Raw genomic sequence first — 19,668 nt, 5'->3', positions numbered from 1 at the left:
CATGGCCGTGAAACACGGTCAAGTTATTCTGAGGAAAGCGTGGCGCTCTTACACGCAGGAGGCCGCCTTGTCGAGGGGCCGGGCAGGCGCGCGCGCGGCTATGCGCGCGGGCGCCCATCGCCTATGCAACGGGCGATCCTTGCGCCGGAGCCGCCCGATGACGCTTCTCTATGCCCTGTCGCTGTTCCTGTCCGGCTTCCTGGCCGGCGCGATCAACGCCGTCGCGGGTGGCGGCACGTTCCTGACCTTCGGGGCGATGACGCTGGGCGGCGTGTCGCCGATCGCCGCCAACGCCACCTCGTCCGTGGTGCAGTTCCCGGGCTACGTCACCTCCACCCTCGCCTACTGGAGCGACATCCGGCGGATGTGGCGCGGCGCGCTGATGCTGGCGCTCGCCTCCGTCCTCGGCTCCTGCGTCGGCGCGCTGGTGCTCCTGTCGCTCGACAATCCGCGCTTCCAGTCCATGGTGCCGTGGCTGCTGCTCGCCGCCACGGCCCTGTTCGCCGCCGGCCCCTGGCTCAAGCCGAAGCCCCGCCACGCGGCGGAATCGGCGGCGGGCAAGGGGCTCGCCGGCCCGGCCGTGCAGTTCGCCACCTCGATCTACGGCGGCTTCTTCGGCGCCGGGATGGGCATCATGATGCTGGCGACGCTCGGCCTGACGCAGGGGGGCGACTACCACCGGCTCAACGCCTTGAAGAACATGCTGGCCACCGTGATCGCCGTCGTCGCGATCGTGGTCTTCGTGTCGGGCGGGGTCGTGGCCTGGGCGGAAGCCGCGGTGATGATGCCCGGCGTCGCGCTCGGCGGATATGCCGGCGTGTGGACCGCGCGCCGGGTGCCCCAGCCCTATGTGCGCGCGGCGGTGATCGCGGTGGGCCTGGCCCTCGCCGTCTACTACTTCTGGCGCAACGCGGCGGGCTGACCTGCCGGCCGGGTAGCAATGGCGGCCGGTTCTTGCCATATAGGCCGCGAACCCCGAGCCACCGGCCCTCTTGCGACCATGACGCACCCGATCCCCTTCGCCCGCATGAACGGGCTCGGCAACGAGATCCTGGTCGCGGACCTGCGCGGCACGTCGGCGAGGGTCGCGCCCGAGGCCGCGCGTGCGCTCGCCGTCCGGTCGGAGACGCATTTCGACCAGATCATGGCGATCCACGACCCGGTGACGCCGGGCACCTTCGCCTATGTGCGCATCCACAATGCCGACGGCACGGAAGCCGGCGCCTGCGGCAACGGCACGCGCTGCGTGGTGCAGGCGCTGGCCGCCGAGACGGGCAGGCGCGACTTCGTGTTCGAGACCCGCGCCGGGCTCCTGGAGGCCTTCGAGCGCGCCGACGGGCTCGTCACCGTGGACATGGGCCTGCCGCGCTTCGACTGGCAGGCGATCCCGCTCGCCGAGCCCTTCGCCGACACGCGGGCGATCGAGCTGCAGATCGGGCCGATCGACGCCCCGGTCCTCCACTCGCCCTCCGTCGCCTCCATGGGCAACCCGCACGCCGTGTTCTGGGTGAGCGGCGACGTGTGGTCCTATGCGCTGGACCGTTTCGGCCCGATCCTCGAGAACCATCCGATCTTCCCGGACCGCGCCAACATCACCCTCGCCCGCGTCACCTCGGCCGGCAGCATGGACATCCGCACCTGGGAGCGCGGCGCCGGCCTCACCGGCGCCTGCGGCTCGGCCGCCTGCGCGGCGGCGGTGTCGGGCGCGCGCACGGGGCGCACGGGGCGCACGGTCGCCGTCGCCGTGCCGGCGGGCGGCGAGTTGCTGATCGAATGGCGCGGCGACGACCACGTGCTGATGACCGGCCCCGCCGAATGGGAATGGTCCGGCACGCTCGACCCGGCGACCGGCGCCTTCGCGCGCGACGAGGCGCCCGCCGAGGCGCGCGCATGAGCGGCGTCGAGGTCATCTCCTTCGGCTGCCGCCTCAACACCTACGAGGCGGAGGTGATGCGGCGCGAGGCCGGCGAGGCGGGCCTGGGCGCCGACGGACGCAAGGCGATCCTCGTCAACACCTGCGCGGTCACGGCCGAGGCGGTTCGCCAGGCACGCCAGGCCGTGCGTCGCGCGCGCCGCGACAACCCGGAGGCGCGCATCGTTGTCACCGGCTGCGCCGCGCAGACGCAAGGGCCGAGCTTCGCCGCGATGGCCGAGGTCGACGCCGTGATCGGCAACGAGGAGAAGCTCAGCGCGGCGAGCTACCGCGCGCTGCCCGACTTCGGCGTAGCGGCCGCCGAGAAGATCCGCGTCAACGACATCATGAGCGTGCGCGAGACCGCCGGGCACATGGTGGACGCGATCGAGGGGCGGGCCCGCGCCATCGTGCAGGTGCAGAACGGCTGCGACCATCGCTGCACCTTCTGCATCATCCCCTTCGGGCGCGGCAACTCGCGCTCCGTGCCGATGGGCGCGGCGGTGGACCAGGTGAAGCGGCTCGTGGCCAACGGCTATCGCGAGGTCGTGCTGTCGGGCGTCGACATGACGAGCTGGGGCGCCGACCTGCCGGGCACCCCGCGCCTCGGCACGCTGGTGCAGTCGATCCTGCGGCACGTGCCCGACCTCAGGCGCCTGCGCCTGTCCTCGATCGATTCCGTCGAGGCCGACGAGGCGCTGGTGGAGGCGGTGGGCGGCGACGCGCGGGTGATGCCGCATCTGCACCTGTCGCTCCAGGCGGGCGACGACATGATCCTGAAGCGCATGAAGCGCCGGCACCTGCGCGACGATTCCATCCGCTTCTGCGCCGAGCTGCGCGCCCGCCGGCCCGACATCGTCTTCGGCGCCGACATCATCGCCGGCTTCCCGACGGAAACCGAGGCGATGTTCGAGAACTCGCTGCGGCTGGTGGACGACTGCGGGCTGACGCTGCTGCACGTGTTTCCGTTCTCCCCGCGCGAGGGCACGCCCGCCGCGCGCATGCCGCAACTGCCGAAGGCGGTGGTCAAGGAACGCGCCGCGCGCCTTCGGGCGCTGGGCGAGGCGGCCTACCGCGCCCATCTCGCCCGCGCCGTCGGCCAGCGCCGCTCGGTGCTGGTGGAGCGCGAGGGGCTCGGCCGCACGGAGGACTTCACGCTCGCCGAGATCCACGCCGGCCTCCCCGGCGAGATCGTGGACGCTATCATTCATGGCGAAACGGGCGAACGCCTCCTCGCCACCCCCCTCACGGCCGCGCGCGTCGCAGCCTGACCTGACCGATCGGATCGCACCGCATGACCGAGCAAAAGGGCTTCTTCCGTCGCATCTTCTCCTTCGGGGCGAAGGAAGACGAGCGCACCCAGCACGAGGGAGGCCTCGCCCGCACGCAGGACACCACCGCCGCGCGGCCCGACGCCACCGCGCCGGAGATCCACCAGCCGGCGATGGCCTCGGCCGACGTCGATTCCGAGGCGGGAGCGGCCGCCGACGAGCCGGCCGGCGGCGGCATCGAGCCGCTCCGCCCGTTGGATCAGGACGGCGCGGCCGTCTCGGCTGAAAAAAAAACTCCGCACTAGAGGCTGAACCGGCCGCCCCGGTCCTCCCCGTCGCCCCCGCGGCGGAAGAACCGGAGGACCACGCGCCGAGCGACGACACCCGCTTTCTCGACGAGCCGCTGACGCCCGCCCGCGAGGCCGAGGCGGATTTCTCCTGGCTGGACGCGCCGGCCGCGGAGGCGGACGACGCGCCGGACGAGGCCGCTGGGGACGAGGCCAAGCGCGAGGCCGGCGCCCTTGCTCCCGCCGAGGCCGCGATCGTGCAGGGCGACGGCGGCATCGACGCCGGCGCGGTCGCCGACGAGCCGGAGGCCACCCCGCTCGAACCGGAGCCGGTCGCCGACGAGCGCGACGAGTTCGCCTGGCTCGACGCACCCCTTCCCCCCGACGAGGAGACGGACGAGAGCGCGGCCCCTTCCGCCCCCGGCTCGGACGCGCCGGACCGGCTGGACGTCGCCGCGAGTGGAGCGCCCGGCGGTCCGCTCGCGGGCCTGCCCGGTCTGCCGCCGGTTCCCGCCTCGCCCGCGCGCCTGCCGGTGGACGGCGAGGGCTGGAGCCTCAAGGAGAGCCGCGCCGACGCGGTGCTCGCCGCCGAGCCGCGAAAGCCCTTCTTCCAGCGCCTGCGCGAAGGCCTGGCGCGCTCCTCCAACCAGCTCTCGGGTCAGATCACCGCGCTGTTCACCAAGCGGCGGCTGGACGAGGAGACGCTGCAGGAGTTCGAGGACGTCCTGATCCAGGCCGACCTCGGCGTCGAGACCGCCATGCGCATCACCGACCGCCTGTCGGACGGCCGCTTCGGCAAGGAGATCTCGGGCGACGCGGTGCGCGCGATCCTCGCCGACGAGGTCGAGAAGGCCCTGGCGCCGGTCGCCCGGCCGCTGGAACTCGACCTTTCGGTGAAGCCGCACGTCATGCTCGTGGTCGGCGTCAACGGCACGGGCAAGACCACCACCATCGGCAAGCTGACCGCCAAGCTGGTGCAGGGCGGGCTCAAGGTGACGCTCGCGGCCGGCGACACGTTCCGCGCCGCCGCGGTGGAGCAGCTCAAGATCTGGGGCGAGCGCACGAACTCGCCCGTGGTCGCCAAGGCGATCGGCGCCGACGCCGCCGGCCTCGCCTTCGAGGCCTACGACGAGGCGGTGCGCAACGGTTCGGACGTCCTCATCATCGACACCGCCGGCCGGCTGCAGAACCGCGCCGAGCTGATGGAGGAACTCGCCAAGATCGTGCGCGTCCTCCAGAAGCGCGAGCCCGACGCGCCGCACACGGTGCTCCAGACGCTGGACGCCACCACGGGCCAGAACGCGTTGTCCCAGGTCGAGATCTTCCGCAACGTGGCCGGCGTCAACGGCCTCGTGATGACCAAGCTCGACGGCACGGCGCGCGGCGGCATCCTCGTGGCCATCGCCGCCAAGCACAAGCTTCCGGTGTTCTTCGTGGGCGTCGGCGAAGGCATCGACGATCTCGAGCCCTTCAAGGCGCGCGACTTCGCCGAGGCCATCGCGGGCCGGGCCGGCACCGCCTGAAATCAGCCGCGATGGCGCGGGACACCCGCGAAGGCCGCCGCGCGAAAGGAACGATCATGTCCGACGAGATCATCGAGAAGCCGCCCAACACGCCGGGACGCCGGGAGATCAACCCGATCCTGAAGTTCGCGCTGGAGCTGGGCCCGCTGGTGGTCTTCTTCTTCGCCAACAGCCGGGGCGACGCGATCGCCCATGCCGTACCGGCGCTGGGGAACCTCGGCGGCCCGCTCTTCGTGGCGACCGCGCTGTTCATGATCGCGACCGTGGTGGCGCTCGCCGTCTCCTACGCGCTGACGCGAACGCTGCCGATCATGCCGATCGTCTCGGGCGCCGTGGTGGTGGTGTTCGGCACCCTGACGCTCTGGCTGCAGGACGAGGTCTTCATCAAGATGAAGCCGACCATCGTCAACGGCCTGTTCGCCGCCGTGCTGCTCGGCGGGCTCGCCTTCGGCAAGTCGCTGCTCGGCTACGTCTTCGACCAGGCCTTCAAGCTGGACGACGAGGGCTGGCGCAAGCTGACGCTGCGCTGGGGCCTGTTCTTCGTGTTCCTCGCCGTCCTCAACGAGGTGGTCTGGCGCCTGTTCTCGACCGACTTCTGGGTGGCCTTCAAGGTCTGGGGCACGATGCCGATCACCGTCGCCTTCATGCTGTGCCAGTTCCCGCTGCTCAAGCGGCATTCGCTGGAGCCGCTCTTCGACAAGTAAGCGTGAACGCGGCGCGCGCCCGAACCGCCCCGTCGCGCTTGTAGCGGCGGACGGCCATCCCACATCGGTTCCCAGACGAGAAACGCGGGGAATCGGCCGATGGTGGACGCGCAGAAGCTACTGGATCAGTTCCTGGGAACGGGGCGCGGGTACGAGACCGGCGCCCGCCCCGGCCAGCCAGGTGCCGGCGGCGGTTCGATGCAGGACACGTTGGCGAGGACGCTCGGCGGCGCGCTCGGCGGCACCGGCGCGCGCTCGGGCGGCGGGATCGGGGACCTGATCGGCGGCGTCCTGTCCGGTTCGCGCGGGGGATCGGCCGGATCGTTCGGCGGCGGCATCGCGGGCAAGGCGATCGGCGGCGCGATCGCGGGCGGCCTCGCCACCAAGCTCCTGGGCGGCAAGCGCGGCAGGAAGCTCGGCGGCTCCGCCCTCAAGCTCGGCGGCCTCGCCCTGGTGGCGGGCCTCGGCTACAAGGCCTGGGCCAACTACCAGGCGCAGCAGCAGGCCGCCGGCGGCGCCGCCCCGGCCCAGGCGGACGCGGCCCGAGTGCCGCCGGGCGAGATCCCGCGCGTCGCCGGCACCCGCTTCCACCCGGAAGACGACACCGAGGCCGAGCGCCGCGCCCGGCTGCTCCTGTCCGCGATGATCGCCGCGGCCAAGGCCGACGGCTACATCGACCGGGCCGAAGAGGAGGCGATCTTCGGCCGGATCGATGACCTCGACCTCGACGCCGAGGACAAGGGCCTTCTGATGGACGAGATGCGCCGGCCGCTCTCGATCGACCAGATCGTGGCCGAGGCGGGCGACCGCGAGACGGCCATCGAGGTCTACACCGCCTCGGTCCTCGTGGTGGACGCCGACCACCCGGCCGAACGCGCCTATCTCGACCTCCTGGCCGCCCGGCTCGACCTGCCGCCGGAGCTCGTCGCCGAGATCCGCCGCGCGACCGACGACGCGCAGGCTTGACGCAACGCGGCGGCGGGGCTCTAGCCTGCCGCCATGTTCGCCCTCACCCGACACGAGCGTCTCGCGCAGGAGATCCGCAGGAGCCGGTTCCTGGCGCGGGCCGCTCCGATCGACGGCGAGGCGGACGCCCGGCGCCTCCTCGCCGAGTGGAGCGATGGGCAGGCGAGCCACAACTGCTGGGCCTGGCGCGTCGGCGCCGTGTATCGCTTCAACGACGACGGCGAGCCGAGCGGCACCGCCGGCAAGCCGATTCTCCAGGCGATCGACGGTCAGGAGCTCGACCGGGTGCTGGTGGTCGTCACCCGCTGGTTCGGCGGCGTGCTTCTGGGCGCCGGCGGACTGATCCGCGCCTATGGCGGCACCGCCGCCGCGTGCCTGCGCGCGGCCGAGAAGGTGCCGCTGGTGGACGCCTGCACGCTTGCCCTCGACTGTCGCTTCGCCGACCTCGCCCTCGTCCAGGCCCGCCTCCAGGCGCGGGCCGGCGTCACGATCGAGGATCAGGTCTTCAACGCCACGGGCGCGACGATCCGCGCCCGTCTGCCCGAAACCGAGGCCGATGCGGTGGCGGCCGCGCTTATCGAGGAGACCGGCGGCCGTCTCGCCGTGTCGCGCGTCGACGAGTAGGGACCGCCCGGACCGGACGCGTGTTTGGGCCCGTCCGGCGCGCCGGCGACCGGGGTCTAGAACTCGCCCACCGGCAGCATCCGCCCGTCGGGCATGCGGTCGCCCGCCGCGCCGGCCGGGTTGCCGAAGGGAACCGGGGGCGCCCCCGCCTCCGCTTCGCGGTCGTGGTCCAGCGCCCAGTGGACCGAGGGAAAGGCCAGCTCGTCGCGGGGTATCTCGTCCGCGCCGAAGAAGCGAAGCTCCAGGGTCTCGATGCCAGGCGCGACGTCCTGCGCCGCGAGGCGGGCGCGGAAGATGAGCTGCACCTGGCTGATGCGCGGCACGCTGTACACCGCCAGCAGCCGCTCGATGGCGATCGCCGCCCCCGCCTCCTCGCGCGCCTCGCGCATCGCGCCGCCTTCCGGCGTCTCGTTCAGCTCCATGTAGCCGGCGGGGATGGTCCAGAAGCCCCGGCGCGGCTCGATCGCCCGACGGCACAGCAGGACGCGCCCCTCGTGGCGCACCACGGAGCCGACCACGATCTTGGGGTTCTCGTAGGCGATGAAGCCGCAGCGGTCGCAGACCTTGCGCGGCAGGACGTCGCCATCCGGGACGCGGACGGAGAAGGCGGGGCTCGTCTGGTTCATGCGGCGAAAAGATAAGGCGGGCGCGGCGGGCGGCGACGGGTCGCTTCCGGCGGGGCCCGCCTTGCGCTAGACCGGAGGTCGGCGGCGAGCGTCCCGCCGCAAGGATATGTGTCATGCCGACAGCCGCCCGGTCGCCCTGGATCGCCCTTCTCTGCGGCGCGGTGATCGTCACCATCGCCATGGGCCTGCGTCAGAGCTTCGGCCTCCTCCTGCGCCCGGTGGAGCTGGAGATCGGCGTCGGGCGCGAGGCCTTCGGCCTCGCGATCGCGCTCCAGAACCTCCTCCTCGGCGTCGCGCAGCCCTTCGTCGGGGCGCTGGCGGACCGACACGGCGCGGGGCGCGTGGCGGCCGCGGGTGGCCTCGTCTACGCCGTCAGCCTGGTGCTCGCCTCGCAGGCGGCGGGCGCCTTCGGCCTGCAGATGACGCTCGGCACGCTTCTCGGCCTCGCCATGACCGGCGTCACCTTCGTGGTGGTGCTGGGCGCCGTCGGGCGCTTCGTGCCCGCCGAGAAGCGCGGGCTCGCCTTCGGCATCGTCACCGCCGGCGGCTCGGTCGGCCAGTTCCTGCTGGTGCCGGCCATGCAGATGGCGGTCGCCGCCCTCGGCTGGCGCGGCGCGCTCGTGGCCGGCGCCGTGCTGGCCGCGGCCATGGTGCTGCTGGCGGCGGGCATCGCCGGCCGGCCGGCCGTCGCCGCGAGCACGGCGGCCGCGCCCGCCCAGCGGCTCGGGGACGCCCTGCGCGAGGCCCGAGGACACGGCGGCTACTGGCTCCTCAACGTCGGCTTCTTCGTGTGCGGCTTCCACGTCGCCTTCATCGCGACCCACCTTCCCGCCTTCCTCGCGGACGAGGGCCTCGACCCCGGCGTCGGCGCGCGGGCGCTCGCCCTGGTCGGCCTCTTCAACATCCTCGGCTCCTACGTCTTCGGCCTGTCGGCCGACCGGCTGCGCAAGAAGAACGTGCTGGCCGCGATCTATTTCGGCCGGGCGGTGGTGATCGCCGCCTTCCTGGCGGTTCCCTTCACGCCGCTCTCGGTGACCGTCTTCGCCTGCGCCATGGGCTTCCTGTGGCTGGGCACCGTGCCGCTGACCAGCGGGCTGGTCGGCCAGATCTTCGGCGTGCGCTACCTGTCAACCCTGTTCGGCATCGTCTTCATGAGCCACCAGATCGGCGCCTTTTTCGGAGCGTGGGCGGCCGGGCTCCTGTTCGAGCGGACCGGCAGCTACGATCTCGCCTGGACGGTGTCGATCGTGCTGGCGGTGGTGGCGGCGCTCGCCAACCTGCCGATCCGCGACGCGCCGATGCGCCGGGCGAGCGCCGGGCTCGCGGCATGAGCCGGCGCGTGGAGTTCGTCGCCATCGGCCTTCTGGCCGGCCTCTCGGCCCTCGGCTACGCCCTGTGGCGGGCGGAGGGCCTCGGCCTGTGGACCGGCATGGCCTTCGGCTTCTGCCTCTAGGAGTTCGGCGGCGCGATCCGGGCGAGCGCCGGCAGGAGGCCGGCCTCGACGCTCTCGCGCGTCAGCGGTCCGGTGCCCTTCCACAGGATCGTCCCGTCCGGCCCGACCAGGAAGGTTTCGGGCACGCCGTAGACGCCCCAGTCGATGGTGGAGCGGCCGGGCTCGTCGGTGCCCACCGCGTCGAACGGATTGCCGAGTTCGCGCAGGAAGCCGAGCGCGTTGGCCGGCTTGTCCTTGTAGTTGATGGCCACGATGTCGAAGCGCGGGTCCTGCGACAGCGCCATCAGCGCCGGGTGCTCCTGTCGGCAGGGCACGCACCAGGACGCGAAGACGTTGACGAGGCGCGTCCTGCCGTCGCCCGGCACGAGGTCGAGGCCGGGCACCGGCGCCCCGGAGGCGTTCACCAACCCTGCGAGCGCCGGAAGCCGCGTCTCGGGCGCCGGCTTGCCGATCAGCGCGGAGGGCAGCACCTGGGGGTCGTGCCCGGACAGGAGCTGGAACAGGAAGACGCCCGCCAGCCCCGCGAAGATCACCACGGGCAGCATCACCAGGAGAGGACGCCGGCGCGGGCCGGGCGGCTGCGCCTCGCTCACCGCCCGCCTCCCCCGTCCGGGCCGCGCCCCCGACCCGAGACGCCCTCCAGCGCGGCGAGCCGTCGCTTCACGGCGCGCGCGTCCAGGAAGACCCAGAGGCTGAGCGCCCCCAGCGCCAGGCCCGCCATGCCGTAGGCCGCGGCCACGAAGGCGACGTAGCTGTCCTCCATCGCCTCAGGCGCTTCCGAGCGCGCGGCGGCGCTGCAGGCTGAGGAGGCGACGGCGGCGGATCTCCGTGCGCATGGCGGTGAGGTGCAGGGCGAAGAACAGCGTGGAGAAGCCGGCCGCGCAGAGCCCGAGCGGCCACAGATAGACCGCCGCGAGCGCCGGGCCGTCCATGCGCAGGACGCTGGCTGGCTGGTGCAGCGTGTTCCACCAGTCCACCGAGAACTTGATGATGGGGATGATCACGAAGCCCACCAGCACGAAGATCGCGGCCATGCGACCGGCCCGCTGCGGCTCCTCGAAGGCGCGGGTCAGGGCGACGAGCCCGAGATACATCAGGAACAGGACGAAGACCGAGGTGAGGCGCGCGTCCCAGACCCACCACGTGCCCCACATCGGACGGCCCCAGACCGAGCCCGTGAAGAGGCAGAGGAAGGTGAACACCGCGCCGATCGGCGCCGCCGCGCGGATCGAGACCTCGGCGATCGGGTGGCGCCACACGAGGAGCCCCAGCGCGGAGACGCTCATCACCGTCCAGACCATCATGGACAGCCAGGCGAACGGCACGTGCACGAACAGGATGCGTACCGTGGTGCCCTGCTGGTAGTCCTCCGGGGCCCGGAGGGCCAGCGCGAGGCCGACCGCGAGCAACGCCAGCGCCAGCCCGTAGAGCCAGGGCTGGACGCGCCCCGAGAGGTCCAGGAACCGGGTCGGGTTCGCCAGAAGCGCGAAGCGGGAGGGACGTGCGGCGAGGTCGCTCATGGATTCCAGCTTCTAGACCGGCTCTCGGCGCGCCGCAAACGTCAGGTGCCCCGGGCCGGGCGTCCGCCGATCCACCGGGCCATGCCGATGGAGGCGGGCATCACCGGCTCGAAGCCGAACTTGGCGTAGAGGTGCCGCGCGTCGCCGTCGGCGACCAGGCTGACATAGGCGCTGTTCGGGGCGTTTTCGTGGAGCCAGTCCATCAGCGCCGCGAAGATCCGCCGGCCGAGGCCCCGCCCCTGATGCTCCGGCTCCACCGCCATGTCGACCACCTGGTAGAAGGCGCCGCCGTCGCCGATCACGCGGCCCATGGCGATCGTACGACCGCCCGCCGCGACCGTCACGGCGAACAGGGTTCCCCGTAGACCGCGCTCGGCCGCCTCCTGCGTCTTCGGGCTGAGGCCGGAGACCTCGCGCAGCCGCCGATAGTCGGCGACGGCGGGGGCGCCCTCGATCAGGGTGTAGGCGTCGGACATCGTTCCGGCTCCGGTTCAATCCGTGGAAAGCTTCAGCGCCGCGGCCGCCGCGAAGGGGCCGAGAACGCCGTAGGCGAGCGTCAGCGCGCACAGGATCAGGAAGGGCGCGCGAAACAGCGCCGCGTCGTTCAGCGCGCCATAGGTCGCCGAGACGCCGAAGATCAGTACCGGCACGGCGAGCGGCAGCACCAGGACGGAGACCAGGACGCCGCCGCGCGGCAGCGACGCGGCGACCCCCGCCCCCACGGCGCCGATCAGCACGATCGCCGGCGTGCCCACCAGAAGCGTCAGCGCGGTGGCGAGGAGCGCGGCCGGCTCCAGCGCCAGGAACAGGCCGAGCAGCGGGCTCGCGAGCACCAGCGGCAGGCAGGAGGCGCACCACAGCGCGGCGCATTTGGCGAGCACCGCCAGCGGCGCCGCGACCGGCCCGGTCAGCACGAGGTCGAGGCTGCCGTCGTCGCGGTCGGCCTGGAACAGGCGGTCGAGCGTCAGCAGCGTCGACAGAAGCGCGCCGATCCAGAGGATCGCCGGCCCGATGCGCGACAGGAGCGCGAGGTCGGGACCGACGCCGAAGGGGATCGTGGCCACCACCGCCAGGAAGAACACGACGCCCACGAGCCCGCCGCCCGAACCCGACAGTTGCAGCGCGAGATCGCGCAGGAACAGCGCGCGCATCAGCCGATCTCGTCCCAGCCGCCGTCGTCGTCACCCGTCGCCGTCGCCGGCTGGACGCGGGCGAGCGGCTCCAGCGCGAGCTCGCGCGCCGCCCCGACGTCGAGCGGCTGGTGCGTGGCGGCGACCACGATGCCGCCGCTCGCGAGCCGTTGTCGGCAGAGCTCGGCGATGCGCGCCTGCGAGGCGGCGTCGAGCGCGGTGGTCGGCTCGTCCAGGAGCCACAGGGGGCGATCGTCCACGAGCAGCCGCGCGAAGGCCGCGCGACGCTGCTGGCCGGCCGACAGGGCGCCCACGGCCAGGGCCTCGGTTCCCTCGAGCCCGACCGCCGCCAAGGCGGCGGCGGGTCGCAGCGCGGCGCGGCGGCCGAAGGCGGCCCAGAAGGCGAGTTCGTCGCCCACCGGCCGGGCCGGCTTCAGGGCGTTGCGGTGGCCGAGATAGTGGCCGGCCTCGATCGGGCGTCGCGCCGGCTCGCCGTCGGCGGCCCGCGCGCCCTCGATCGCGGCGGTGCCGGCGAGCGGCGGGAGGAGGCCCGCCAGCGTGCGCAGGAAGCTCGACTTGCCCGCCCCGTTCGGCCCGGTCACCAGCAGCGCCTCGCCCGCCCGCAGCGTCAGCCCGATCGGGCGCGTCAGGGCGCGCCGTCCGCGGCCGACCACGAGGCCGGAAAGGGTGAGCTGGAGCACGGGCGGAACGGCCTCTTCCCCGCGGCCGCGGGACGCGGGCCGGACAGTGTCAGGGTTCCGTTTCTGGCGGCTGGCCCGCGCGAACGCAAGCCGGGTCCGCCGAGGATGGAATTCCCTAACCCAAAGGCGATGCCGCGCGCTTTGACCCCTTTATAGCCATTACAATCTTCCCTATAAGGCGCCCAACCACACCAGCGACCGGCGTGGAGTCATCAGCGCCGATCTCCGTGCCCCGCTCGTCCCGAGCGGGTACTGAGGCGGACGGGCGGAAATGGTCGTACCCGCATCTCCATCGTGCCCGGCCCGAGGGCGCGGCGGTCGTTCGCCTTTCGGACATTCTTTGGTTCGAGAAGGAACGAGAGTTCTATGTCCCATCCCGATAGCTTCAAAAGCCGCAAGACCCTCGACGTCGGCGGCAAGTCCTACGTCTACTTCGACCTCAGGGAGGCCGAGCGGAACGGACTAGAGGGCGCTTCGCGCCTGCCCTACTCCCTCAAGGTGATCCTCGAGAATCTCCTGCGCAACGAGGACGGTCGCACGGTTCTGGCCGACGACATCCGCGCCATGGTCAAGTGGCTGGACGACAAGGGCAAGGCCGGCCACGAGATCGCCTATCGCCCGGCGCGCGTCCTGATGCAGGACTTCACCGGCGTTCCGGCCGTGGTGGACCTCGCCGCCATGCGCGACGCCACCGAGTCGCTCGGCGCCGACCCGAAGAAGATCAATCCGCTCGTGCCGGTCGACCTCGTGATCGACCACTCGGTGATGGTGGACTATTTCGGCCAGCCGGACTCCTTCTCCAAGAACGTCGACGTCGAGTACGACCGTAACGGCGAGCGCTACACGTTCCTGCGCTGGGGCTCGGGCGCCTTCCAGAACTTCCGCGTCGTGCCTCCCGGCACCGGCATCTGCCACCAGGTGAACCTCGAGTACCTGGCCCAGACGGTGTGGACCAAGGAAGAGAACGGCGAGACCGTCGCCTATCCCGACACGCTGGTCGGCACCGATTCGCACACGACCATGGTCAACGGCCTGGCGGTCCTCGGCTGGGGCGTCGGCGGCATCGAGGCCGAGGCGGCCATGCTGGGCCAGCCGATCTCCATGCTGATCCCCGAGGTCATCGGCTTCCGCCTCGACGGCAAGCTGCCCGAGGGCACCACGGCGACCGACCTCGTGCTCACCGTCACCGAGATGCTGCGCAAGAAGGGCGTGGTCGGCAAGTTCGTCGAGTTCTACGGCCCGGGCCTCGCCAGCCTGACGCTGGAGGACCAGGCGACCATCGCCAACATGGCGCCCGAATACGGCGCGACCTGCGGCTTCTTCCCGGTCGACAAGGACACGATCGCCTATCTCGAGGCCACCGGCCGCGACAAGGCCCGCATCGCGCTGGTCGAGGCCTATGCCAAGGCGCAGGGCATGTATTTCGATGCCACGGCCGCCGAGCCGGTGTTCACCGACACGCTCTCGCTCGACCTGACGACCGTGGTGCCCTCGCTGGCCGGGCCGAAGCGCCCGCAGGACCGCGTCGCCCTGACCGAGGCCGCCCCGAAGTTCCGCACGGCGCTCGCCGAGCTCCAGGGCGGGCGCAAGCGGAGCGAGCTGCCGACCTCGGTCGGTGATTCGCGCTTCATGGACGAGGGCGCCGTGCCGCCGGCCCAGACGCCCGAGACGGTGCGCCATCTGGTCCAGGGCGCGACGCACGGCATCTCCGACGGCGACGTCGTGATCGCGGCAATCACCTCCTGCACCAACACCTCGAACCCCAACGTCCTGGTCGCCGCCGGCCTCGTCGCCCGCAAGGCGGCGGCGCTCGGCCTGAAGCCCAAGCCCTGGGTCAAGACCTCGCTGGCGCCGGGATCCCAGGTCGTCACCGAGTATCTCGAGAAGGCCGACCTCCAGAAGGATCTCGACGCGCTCGGCTTCAACCTCGTCGGCTACGGCTGCACCACCTGCATCGGCAATTCGGGCCCGCTGCCCGAGGCGATCTCCGAGGCGATCAACAAGAACGACCTCGTGGCCGTGTCGGTGCTCTCGGGCAACCGCAACTTCGAGGGCCGCGTGAACCCGGACGTGCGGGCGAATTACCTCGCCTCGCCGCCGCTGGTGGTGGCCTACGCGATCGCCGGCTCGATGTTCGTGGACATCACCAAGGATCCGCTCGGCCAGGACCAGAACGGCAACGACGTCTTCCTGAAGGACATCTGGCCGACCACGCAGGAGGTCTCCGAGATCGTCCGCCGGACGGTGACGCGCGACCTCTTCGAGAGCCGCTACTCGGACGTCTTCAAGGGTGATCCGAACTGGCAGAAGATCGCCGTGTCCGGCGGCCTGACCTACGACTGGGACGACCGCTCGACCTACGTGCAGAATCCGCCCTACTTCGAGGGCATGTCGATGACCCCGAAGCCGGTCACCGACATCAAGGACGCGCGCGTCCTCGCGCTCTTCCTCGACTCGATCACCACCGACCACATCTCGCCGGCAGGTTCGATCAAGAAGAACGGCCCGGCGGGCGAGTACCTCGTCTCGCACCAGGTGCGCCCGGTGGACTTCAACTCCTACGGCGCGCGTCGCGGCAACCACGAAGTGATGATGCGCGGCACCTTCGCCAACATCCGCATCAAGAACCAGATGGTTCCGGGCGTGGAAGGCGGCATCACCAAGCACTACCCCTCGGGCGAGCAGCTCGCGATCTACGACGCGGCGATGAAGTACCAGCAGGACGAGGTTCCGCTGGTGGTCTTCGCCGGCAAGGAGTACGGCACCGGCTCCTCGCGCGACTGGGCGGCCAAGGGCACCGTGCTGCTCGGCGTTCGCGCCGTGATCGCGCAGAGCTTCGAGCGCATCCACCGCTCCAACCTCGTGGGCATGGGCGTCGTGCCCTTCGTGTTCCAGGAAGGCACGAGCTGGCAGACGCTCGGCCTCACCGGCGACGAGACGGTGACGATCGAGGGCCTCACCGAGGTGCGCCCGCGCCAGACCATGAACGCCACCATCACCCGCGCCGACGGCGAGGTGCTGACCGTTCCGCTGCTCTGCCGCATCGATACGCTGGACGAGCTGGAGTACTTCCGCAACGGCGGCATCCTGCACTACGTGCTGCGCCAGCTCGCCGCCTAAGGCCGGCGCGCCGACACCGGCCGTCCGGTATCGCCGACACCTCCACGCCGCCGCCCCTCCCGGGGCGGCGGCGTTTTCGTTCGCGGCCCTTCTGCTTCACCCCCAATTGAACGTCTCGCGATCGATCGGCGCTTCATCCGGCCACCGGCCCGGTCCATGTATGGGGCATCGAAGCGGCAGGGAACCGAACCTCGTGACCTCACGCCGATCCGTCGCCCTCGGGTTCCTCAGCCTTGCCGGACTGGCTCTCGCGGCCGCGCCGCCGGCCCTGGCCGGCGATCGCAGCGTCTCAAGCCGGGACGTGCGCGGCGTTCTCGAACTCTTCACCAGCCAGAGCTGCCGCGAATGCCGGCCGGCCGGTGCGGTGGTCGGCCGCCTCGGCACCGCGCCCGACATCGTGGTGCTCGCCTACCACGTGGACTACTGGGACTATACCGGATGGCGGGACAAGCTCGCCGACCGTCGCAACACCGCCCGGCAGAAGGCCTATGCCAAGCGGCTCAAGCTCGGCGCGCTGGTGACGCCGCAGGTCGTGGTCAACGGCCGGCAGGCGCTGGGCGGCGCCGACGAGCGGGCGCTCGCCCAAGCCATGGCGGAGACGCCGCTCGGCAGCGCGCAGGCCGCCGGCGAGATCCGCATGCGCACGCAGGGCGACGCCCTGCATATCCGCGCCAGCGCCACCGGCGGCGAAGCCGGGCGCTCGCCGCCGATCCTGGTCCTCGTCACCTATTCCGAACGCGTGGAGACCGTCGTGCCGGGCGCGATGCCGGCCGGCCGGACGCTGATCGACCACTTCCCCGTTCGCGACTGGCGCATCCTCGGTTCGGTGGACGGCGCCCCGATCGAGCTCGAGATGCCGCTGTCGCTGCTGGTGGGCGACGGCGACGGACGCACGGGCCTTGCCGCGCTGCTGCAGGCGGTGGGTGCGGACAACAAGCCGGGCCCGATCCTCGCGGCGGCGGCCCTGGAGTTCTGAGCCGCGGCCGCCGGGCCGTTCGGCCGTCACAGGCGCGGTCCGGTTTGCAACCGGCTGGGCCCGCCTCCATTTCCATGACAGGATGATGTCGCAGGCTCGAGGCCGGACGAGGCCTGTCCTGCCCGGCAAGGCGCCCGCGCCACCGGGACGGCAATGGGGAATGGACGATTTGACCGATACACTGTCGCAGCCCTCCGCCACCCTGATCGACCTCGCGCAGGTCCGGGGATCGGCGGCTCCCGAGATCGTCTCCTTCGACCGGCACGAGCTCGGGCAGATCCTCCGGGTCTACGGGCGCATGGTGGCGGCGGGCGAATGGCGGGACTACGCGATCGACACCCTGAGAGACCGCGCCGTCTTCTCGATCTTCCGCCGCGCCTCCGAGATGCCGCTCTTCCGCATCGAGAAGAACCCGAAGCTCGCCCGCCGCCAGGGCGCCTACAGCGTTACCGCCGCCAGCGGCCTGGTGATGAAGCGCGGGCACGAGTTGGAGCCGGTGCTGCGCGTCTTCGACAAGAGCCTCAAGCTGATCGAGGAGTGAGCCGGCCTCACATCCGCTCCTTGATGCCGGACCGGATCAGCCACCAGTTCACCGGGTAGCTGGTGGCGAAGCCGCAGACCATCGCGACCTGCATGGCGAACCAGAACTCGGGCGTGTCCACCTCCGCGCGCTGGCCGAGGAGATGCCCGAACAGGTAGAACTGCGCGAAGGCCATGAAGCCATACATGCCGACCTGCCAGGCGATGAGCGACAGGGTGTCGGCCTTCAGGGCGGCGACGATCCCCTCTCCCGGAGACAGATCGCGCATCGGAACGATGGCGAAATACTGGAACACGACGCCGAGCGCGAAGGCGAACACGAAGTCGAGCACCCACACGGCGAACATCTTTTCCGCGAACACGGACTGCCATCCGAACCACACGGCCACCGCCGGCACCAGGAAGGCCAGCCACTCCGCGGCGATGTCGCCGATCATGCAGCCGCTGCCGCAGTGGAGCGCCCCCTTGCCGACCATCACGGGGAACGGAGCGGAGGCGCGATCCGACATTCCCCCGCCGTGCATGTCGCGGTGGGCGTCGCTCCCGTTCCCGTCCGCGCGAGCGTAGCGCAGGTAGGCCCAGACCACGGCGCCCGTCCCGAACAGGGCCGTGACGGGCCAGACGACGTTCATGATCGCCATCGGCTGCGGACGCCGCAGGATGTCCACCAGGACGCCGAGCGCGCACAGGACGCCGATCGCAAGGGCTGCGATCGACAGGATGTGGAGCCAGGTGGGAAACATGCGCAACGCCTCACGGTTTCGTGAGACATGGCGCCGCGCCGATGTTCGTCTACCGTTCCCTGCGATGTCCGCGCGCGTCGCGGGGCGTCACACGAGTGTTCCGGGATAGGCGGCCTCGTCAGGCAGCGTATCCTTGCCGCCGTTCACCGCGCGTTGCATCAGCACCGTGTCGATCCAACGGCCGAACTTGAAGCCCGAGCCCTCGAACACGCCGACATGGGTGAAGCCGTGCTTGGCGTGGACGCGGATCGAGGGCGCGTTGCCGGCATCGCCGATCACCGCGATCATCTGACGGAAGCCGAGCGCCTGCGCGGCGTCGAGAAGGCGCTGGAGAAGCGCGGCGCCGACCCCCTGCCCCCGCGCTTCCGGCGCCAGATAGATCGAGTCCTCGACGGTCCAGCGATAGGCCGGCCGGGCGCGGAACGGGCCGGCATAGGCATAGCCGATCACTGCCCCTGCGTTGTCGCAGGCGACCGAGTATGGATAGCCCTGCCGCCGCAGCTCGCCCATGCGGCGCGACATCTCCGCTTCGTCGGGCGGCGACAGCTCGTAGGTCGCGGTCCCGTGCAGCACCGCCTCCGCGTAGATGCGGGCGATGGCGGGGATGTCGTCGAAAGACGCGTCGCGAAGGGTGAAGGCGCTCATGGATACTGCCGTCGAGAGAGGAGTGCGGAGCATCCTAGAAGGCGCGCCCCGCCGGCTCAACGCAGGGCTCGGGGGCCCGAACGAAAAAGGGCGGCCCCTGCGAGCCGCCCCTTCGATCCGATCCTGCCTCGACCCGCTCAGTCTCGGTTGCCGAAGAGCTGGAGGAGGAACATGAACATGTTGATGAAGTTGAGGTAGAGCGACAGCGCCCCCATGATCGCCTTGCGGCCGGCCACCAGCGTGTCGTCGCCCTCCCAGTACATCTCCTTGATGCGCTGCGTATCGTAGGCGGTGAGGCCGGCGAACACGAGAACGCCGATCACCGAGATGGCGAAGCCGAGCGCCGAGGACTGGAGGAAGATGTTCACCAGCATCGCGATCACGATGCCGAACACGCCCATGATCAGGAACGAGCCCATCGCCGACAGGTCGCGCTTGGTGGTGTAGCCGAACAGCGACAGCGCGCCGAACGAGGCGGCGGTGATGAAGAACACCTGCGCGATCGAATCGTGCGTGTAGACGAGGAAGATCGTCGACAGCGACGCGCCGACCATGGCGGCATAGACCCAGAACGTGGTCTGGGCGGCCTGCACGCTCATGCGCGAGATGCGGAACGACAGGAAGAACACCATCGCAAGCGGCGCCAGCATCATCACCCACTTCAGGGGCGAGACGAACATCGCGTAGCCGAAGTCGGTGAGGTAGACGTCCGGGCGGATGGCGTAGGCCGTCGGCTCGGCCGACACGGCCGCCGCGTAGACGGCGTAGGCCACGATGCCGGTGATGGCGAGACCGCCCGCCATCAGGTTGTAGACTTTGAGCATGTAGGCCCGAAGGCCCTGGTCGATCGAGGCGTCGATCCGGCTGCCCGCAGCCGGAACGCTTCTCACGCCCTGGTTCCATTTCTGCGCCATCGAAACATTTCCC

General features: G+C 71.2%; 23 protein-coding genes. 13 read left to right on the top strand and 10 right to left on the bottom strand.

Going from position 1 to position 19,668, the window contains the following annotated elements:
* The first annotated feature begins 157 nt into the window (after positions 1 to 157).
* The 8 genes from D3218_RS11550 to D3218_RS11520 all read left to right on the top strand — a co-directional run bounded on the left by D3218_RS11550 (position 158) and on the right by D3218_RS11520 (position 7,287).
* On the top strand, positions 158 to 922 hold the full coding sequence (locus D3218_RS11550) for a sulfite exporter TauE/SafE family protein (RefSeq protein WP_119540218.1): 765 nt from the start codon (positions 158 to 160) through the stop codon (positions 920 to 922).
* Between the two features lie 78 nt (positions 923 to 1,000).
* A complete protein-coding gene (gene dapF, locus D3218_RS11545; RefSeq protein WP_119540217.1) occupies positions 1,001 to 1,894 on the top strand; it encodes a diaminopimelate epimerase in 894 nt (297 codons plus the stop codon).
* On the top strand, positions 1,891 to 3,183 hold the full coding sequence (gene mtaB / locus D3218_RS11540) for a tRNA (N(6)-L-threonylcarbamoyladenosine(37)-C(2))-methylthiotransferase MtaB (protein WP_245415011.1): 1,293 nt from the start codon (positions 1,891 to 1,893) through the stop codon (positions 3,181 to 3,183). The genes dapF and mtaB overlap by 4 nt, the downstream gene beginning before the upstream one ends.
* A 23-nt stretch (positions 3,184 to 3,206) precedes the next feature.
* Complete coding sequence (locus D3218_RS19955) at positions 3,207 to 3,488, top strand: hypothetical protein (RefSeq protein ID WP_210209668.1); 282 nt, start codon at positions 3,207 to 3,209, stop codon at positions 3,486 to 3,488.
* 137 nt (positions 3,489 to 3,625) lie between these two features.
* On the top strand, positions 3,626 to 4,993 hold the full coding sequence (gene ftsY, locus D3218_RS11535; RefSeq protein ID WP_425359305.1) for a signal recognition particle-docking protein FtsY: 1,368 nt from the start codon (positions 3,626 to 3,628) through the stop codon (positions 4,991 to 4,993).
* A 56-nt stretch (positions 4,994 to 5,049) separates the two neighbouring features.
* Positions 5,050 to 5,697 carry a septation protein A gene (locus D3218_RS11530; RefSeq protein WP_119540296.1) on the top strand — a complete coding sequence of 216 codons (648 nt, stop codon included), beginning with the start codon at positions 5,050 to 5,052 and terminating at the stop codon, positions 5,695 to 5,697.
* 99 nt (positions 5,698 to 5,796) lie between these two features.
* Positions 5,797 to 6,663: a tellurite resistance TerB family protein gene (locus D3218_RS11525; RefSeq protein ID WP_119540215.1), complete on the top strand. Its 867-nt coding sequence runs from the start codon at positions 5,797 to 5,799 to the stop codon at positions 6,661 to 6,663.
* Positions 6,664 to 6,696: 33 nt separating this feature from the next.
* A complete protein-coding gene (locus D3218_RS11520) occupies positions 6,697 to 7,287 on the top strand; it encodes an IMPACT family protein (protein ID WP_119540214.1) in 591 nt (196 codons plus the stop codon).
* Positions 7,288 to 7,343: 56 nt separating this feature from the next.
* On the opposite strand, the gene D3218_RS11515 is transcribed toward D3218_RS11520, so the two are convergent.
* Positions 7,344 to 7,913 carry an NUDIX hydrolase gene (locus D3218_RS11515; protein ID WP_119540213.1) on the bottom strand — a complete coding sequence of 190 codons (570 nt, stop codon included), beginning with the start codon at positions 7,911 to 7,913 and terminating at the stop codon, positions 7,344 to 7,346.
* A gap of 113 nt (positions 7,914 to 8,026) precedes the next feature.
* On the opposite strand from D3218_RS11515, the gene D3218_RS11510 reads away from it, so the two are divergent.
* Both D3218_RS11510 and D3218_RS20265 read left to right on the top strand, forming a co-directional pair.
* Positions 8,027 to 9,244, top strand: coding sequence for an MFS transporter (locus D3218_RS11510; protein ID WP_119540212.1), 1,218 nt, complete (start codon positions 8,027 to 8,029; stop codon positions 9,242 to 9,244).
* Positions 9,241 to 9,366: a hypothetical protein gene (locus D3218_RS20265; protein ID WP_280959969.1), complete on the top strand. Its 126-nt coding sequence runs from the start codon at positions 9,241 to 9,243 to the stop codon at positions 9,364 to 9,366. Before D3218_RS11510 ends, D3218_RS20265 begins: the two co-directional genes overlap by 4 nt.
* Here D3218_RS20265 and D3218_RS11505 read toward each other — a convergent pair.
* The 6 genes from D3218_RS11505 to ccmA are packed head-to-tail and all read right to left on the bottom strand — an operon-like array spanning position 9,363 to position 12,717.
* Complete coding sequence (locus D3218_RS11505; RefSeq protein ID WP_119540295.1) at positions 9,363 to 9,911, bottom strand: DsbE family thiol:disulfide interchange protein; 549 nt, start codon at positions 9,909 to 9,911, stop codon at positions 9,363 to 9,365. The two genes, D3218_RS20265 and D3218_RS11505, sit on opposite strands and share 4 nt — an antisense overlap.
* A 44-nt stretch (positions 9,912 to 9,955) precedes the next feature.
* Positions 9,956 to 10,129, bottom strand: a complete 174-nt coding sequence (ccmD, locus tag D3218_RS11500) for a heme exporter protein CcmD (protein ID WP_119540211.1) — start codon at positions 10,127 to 10,129, stop codon at positions 9,956 to 9,958.
* A gap of 4 nt (positions 10,130 to 10,133) precedes the next feature.
* Complete coding sequence (locus D3218_RS11495) at positions 10,134 to 10,886, bottom strand: heme ABC transporter permease (protein ID WP_119540210.1); 753 nt, start codon at positions 10,884 to 10,886, stop codon at positions 10,134 to 10,136.
* Positions 10,887 to 10,927: 41 nt separating this feature from the next.
* Positions 10,928 to 11,362: a GNAT family N-acetyltransferase gene (locus tag D3218_RS11490; RefSeq protein WP_119540209.1), complete on the bottom strand. Its 435-nt coding sequence runs from the start codon at positions 11,360 to 11,362 to the stop codon at positions 10,928 to 10,930.
* Between the two features lie 15 nt (positions 11,363 to 11,377).
* Positions 11,378 to 12,037 carry a heme exporter protein CcmB gene (gene ccmB / locus D3218_RS11485; protein ID WP_119540208.1) on the bottom strand — a complete coding sequence of 220 codons (660 nt, stop codon included), beginning with the start codon at positions 12,035 to 12,037 and terminating at the stop codon, positions 11,378 to 11,380.
* Positions 12,037 to 12,717, bottom strand: coding sequence for a heme ABC exporter ATP-binding protein CcmA (gene ccmA, locus D3218_RS11480; protein ID WP_119540207.1), 681 nt, complete (start codon positions 12,715 to 12,717; stop codon positions 12,037 to 12,039). The genes ccmB and ccmA overlap by 1 nt, the downstream gene beginning before the upstream one ends.
* A gap of 366 nt (positions 12,718 to 13,083) precedes the next feature.
* On the opposite strand from ccmA, the gene acnA reads away from it, so the two are divergent.
* From acnA to D3218_RS11465, 3 genes are all read left to right on the top strand, one after another.
* On the top strand, positions 13,084 to 15,837 hold the full coding sequence (gene acnA / locus D3218_RS11475; protein ID WP_119540206.1) for an aconitate hydratase AcnA: 2,754 nt from the start codon (positions 13,084 to 13,086) through the stop codon (positions 15,835 to 15,837).
* A gap of 193 nt (positions 15,838 to 16,030) precedes the next feature.
* A complete protein-coding gene (locus D3218_RS11470; RefSeq protein ID WP_168990487.1) occupies positions 16,031 to 16,813 on the top strand; it encodes a DUF1223 domain-containing protein in 783 nt (260 codons plus the stop codon).
* A gap of 160 nt (positions 16,814 to 16,973) precedes the next feature.
* Positions 16,974 to 17,354: a DUF2794 domain-containing protein gene (locus tag D3218_RS11465; RefSeq protein WP_119540204.1), complete on the top strand. Its 381-nt coding sequence runs from the start codon at positions 16,974 to 16,976 to the stop codon at positions 17,352 to 17,354.
* 7 nt (positions 17,355 to 17,361) lie between these two features.
* Here the strand turns inward: D3218_RS11465 and D3218_RS11460 are convergent, their stop codons facing one another.
* The 3 genes from D3218_RS11460 to D3218_RS11450 all read right to left on the bottom strand — a co-directional run bounded on the left by D3218_RS11460 (position 17,362) and on the right by D3218_RS11450 (position 19,655).
* Entirely contained in the window at positions 17,362 to 18,096 is a 735-nt protein-coding gene (locus D3218_RS11460; protein ID WP_119540203.1) for a DUF4396 domain-containing protein, read from the bottom strand.
* 87 nt (positions 18,097 to 18,183) lie between these two features.
* Positions 18,184 to 18,741 (bottom strand): GNAT family N-acetyltransferase, encoded by a 558-nt coding sequence (locus D3218_RS11455; RefSeq protein ID WP_119540202.1) that lies wholly within the window; start codon positions 18,739 to 18,741, stop codon positions 18,184 to 18,186.
* A gap of 137 nt (positions 18,742 to 18,878) precedes the next feature.
* Positions 18,879 to 19,655, bottom strand: a complete 777-nt coding sequence (locus tag D3218_RS11450; RefSeq protein WP_119540201.1) for a Bax inhibitor-1/YccA family protein — start codon at positions 19,653 to 19,655, stop codon at positions 18,879 to 18,881.
* Between the last annotated feature and the right edge of the window lie 13 nt (positions 19,656 to 19,668).

The organism is Aureimonas flava (assembly GCF_003583935.1).
Classification (GTDB): Bacteria; Pseudomonadota; Alphaproteobacteria; order Rhizobiales; family Rhizobiaceae; genus Aureimonas; species Aureimonas flava.
Note: the sequence above shows the minus strand (reverse complement) of the source record. Positions and strands in the feature narration are given on the sequence as shown.

Bases quoted from the DNA above. Each gene is read 5' to 3' on its own strand.
- D3218_RS11550 (WP_119540218.1), top strand. From the start codon at position 158: ATGACGCTTCTCTATGCCCTGTCGCTGTTCCTGTCCGGCTTCCTGGCC.
- dapF (WP_119540217.1), top strand. From the start codon at position 1,001: ATGACGCACCCGATCCCCTTCGCCCGCATGAACGGGCTCGGCAACGAG.
- mtaB (WP_245415011.1), top strand. From the start codon at position 1,891: ATGAGCGGCGTCGAGGTCATCTCCTTCGGCTGCCGCCTCAACACCTAC.
- D3218_RS19955 (WP_210209668.1), top strand. From the start codon at position 3,207: ATGACCGAGCAAAAGGGCTTCTTCCGTCGCATCTTCTCCTTCGGGGCG.
- D3218_RS11530 (WP_119540296.1), top strand. From the start codon at position 5,050: ATGTCCGACGAGATCATCGAGAAGCCGCCCAACACGCCGGGACGCCGG.
- D3218_RS11525 (WP_119540215.1), top strand. From the start codon at position 5,797: ATGGTGGACGCGCAGAAGCTACTGGATCAGTTCCTGGGAACGGGGCGC.
- D3218_RS11520 (WP_119540214.1), top strand. From the start codon at position 6,697: ATGTTCGCCCTCACCCGACACGAGCGTCTCGCGCAGGAGATCCGCAGG.
- D3218_RS11515 (WP_119540213.1), bottom strand. From the start codon at position 7,913: ATGAACCAGACGAGCCCCGCCTTCTCCGTCCGCGTCCCGGATGGCGAC.
- D3218_RS11510 (WP_119540212.1), top strand. From the start codon at position 8,027: ATGCCGACAGCCGCCCGGTCGCCCTGGATCGCCCTTCTCTGCGGCGCG.
- D3218_RS20265 (WP_280959969.1), top strand. From the start codon at position 9,241: ATGAGCCGGCGCGTGGAGTTCGTCGCCATCGGCCTTCTGGCCGGCCTC.
- D3218_RS11505 (WP_119540295.1), bottom strand. From the start codon at position 9,911: ATGCTGCCCGTGGTGATCTTCGCGGGGCTGGCGGGCGTCTTCCTGTTC.
- ccmD (WP_119540211.1), bottom strand. From the start codon at position 10,129: ATGGAGGACAGCTACGTCGCCTTCGTGGCCGCGGCCTACGGCATGGCG.
- D3218_RS11495 (WP_119540210.1), bottom strand. From the start codon at position 10,886: ATGAGCGACCTCGCCGCACGTCCCTCCCGCTTCGCGCTTCTGGCGAAC.
- D3218_RS11490 (WP_119540209.1), bottom strand. From the start codon at position 11,362: ATGTCCGACGCCTACACCCTGATCGAGGGCGCCCCCGCCGTCGCCGAC.
- ccmB (WP_119540208.1), bottom strand. From the start codon at position 12,037: ATGCGCGCGCTGTTCCTGCGCGATCTCGCGCTGCAACTGTCGGGTTCG.
- acnA (WP_119540206.1), top strand. From the start codon at position 13,084: ATGTCCCATCCCGATAGCTTCAAAAGCCGCAAGACCCTCGACGTCGGC.
- D3218_RS11465 (WP_119540204.1), top strand. From the start codon at position 16,974: ATGGACGATTTGACCGATACACTGTCGCAGCCCTCCGCCACCCTGATC.
- D3218_RS11460 (WP_119540203.1), bottom strand. From the start codon at position 18,096: ATGTTTCCCACCTGGCTCCACATCCTGTCGATCGCAGCCCTTGCGATC.
- D3218_RS11455 (WP_119540202.1), bottom strand. From the start codon at position 18,741: ATGAGCGCCTTCACCCTTCGCGACGCGTCTTTCGACGACATCCCCGCC.
- D3218_RS11450 (WP_119540201.1), bottom strand. From the start codon at position 19,655: ATGGCGCAGAAATGGAACCAGGGCGTGAGAAGCGTTCCGGCTGCGGGC.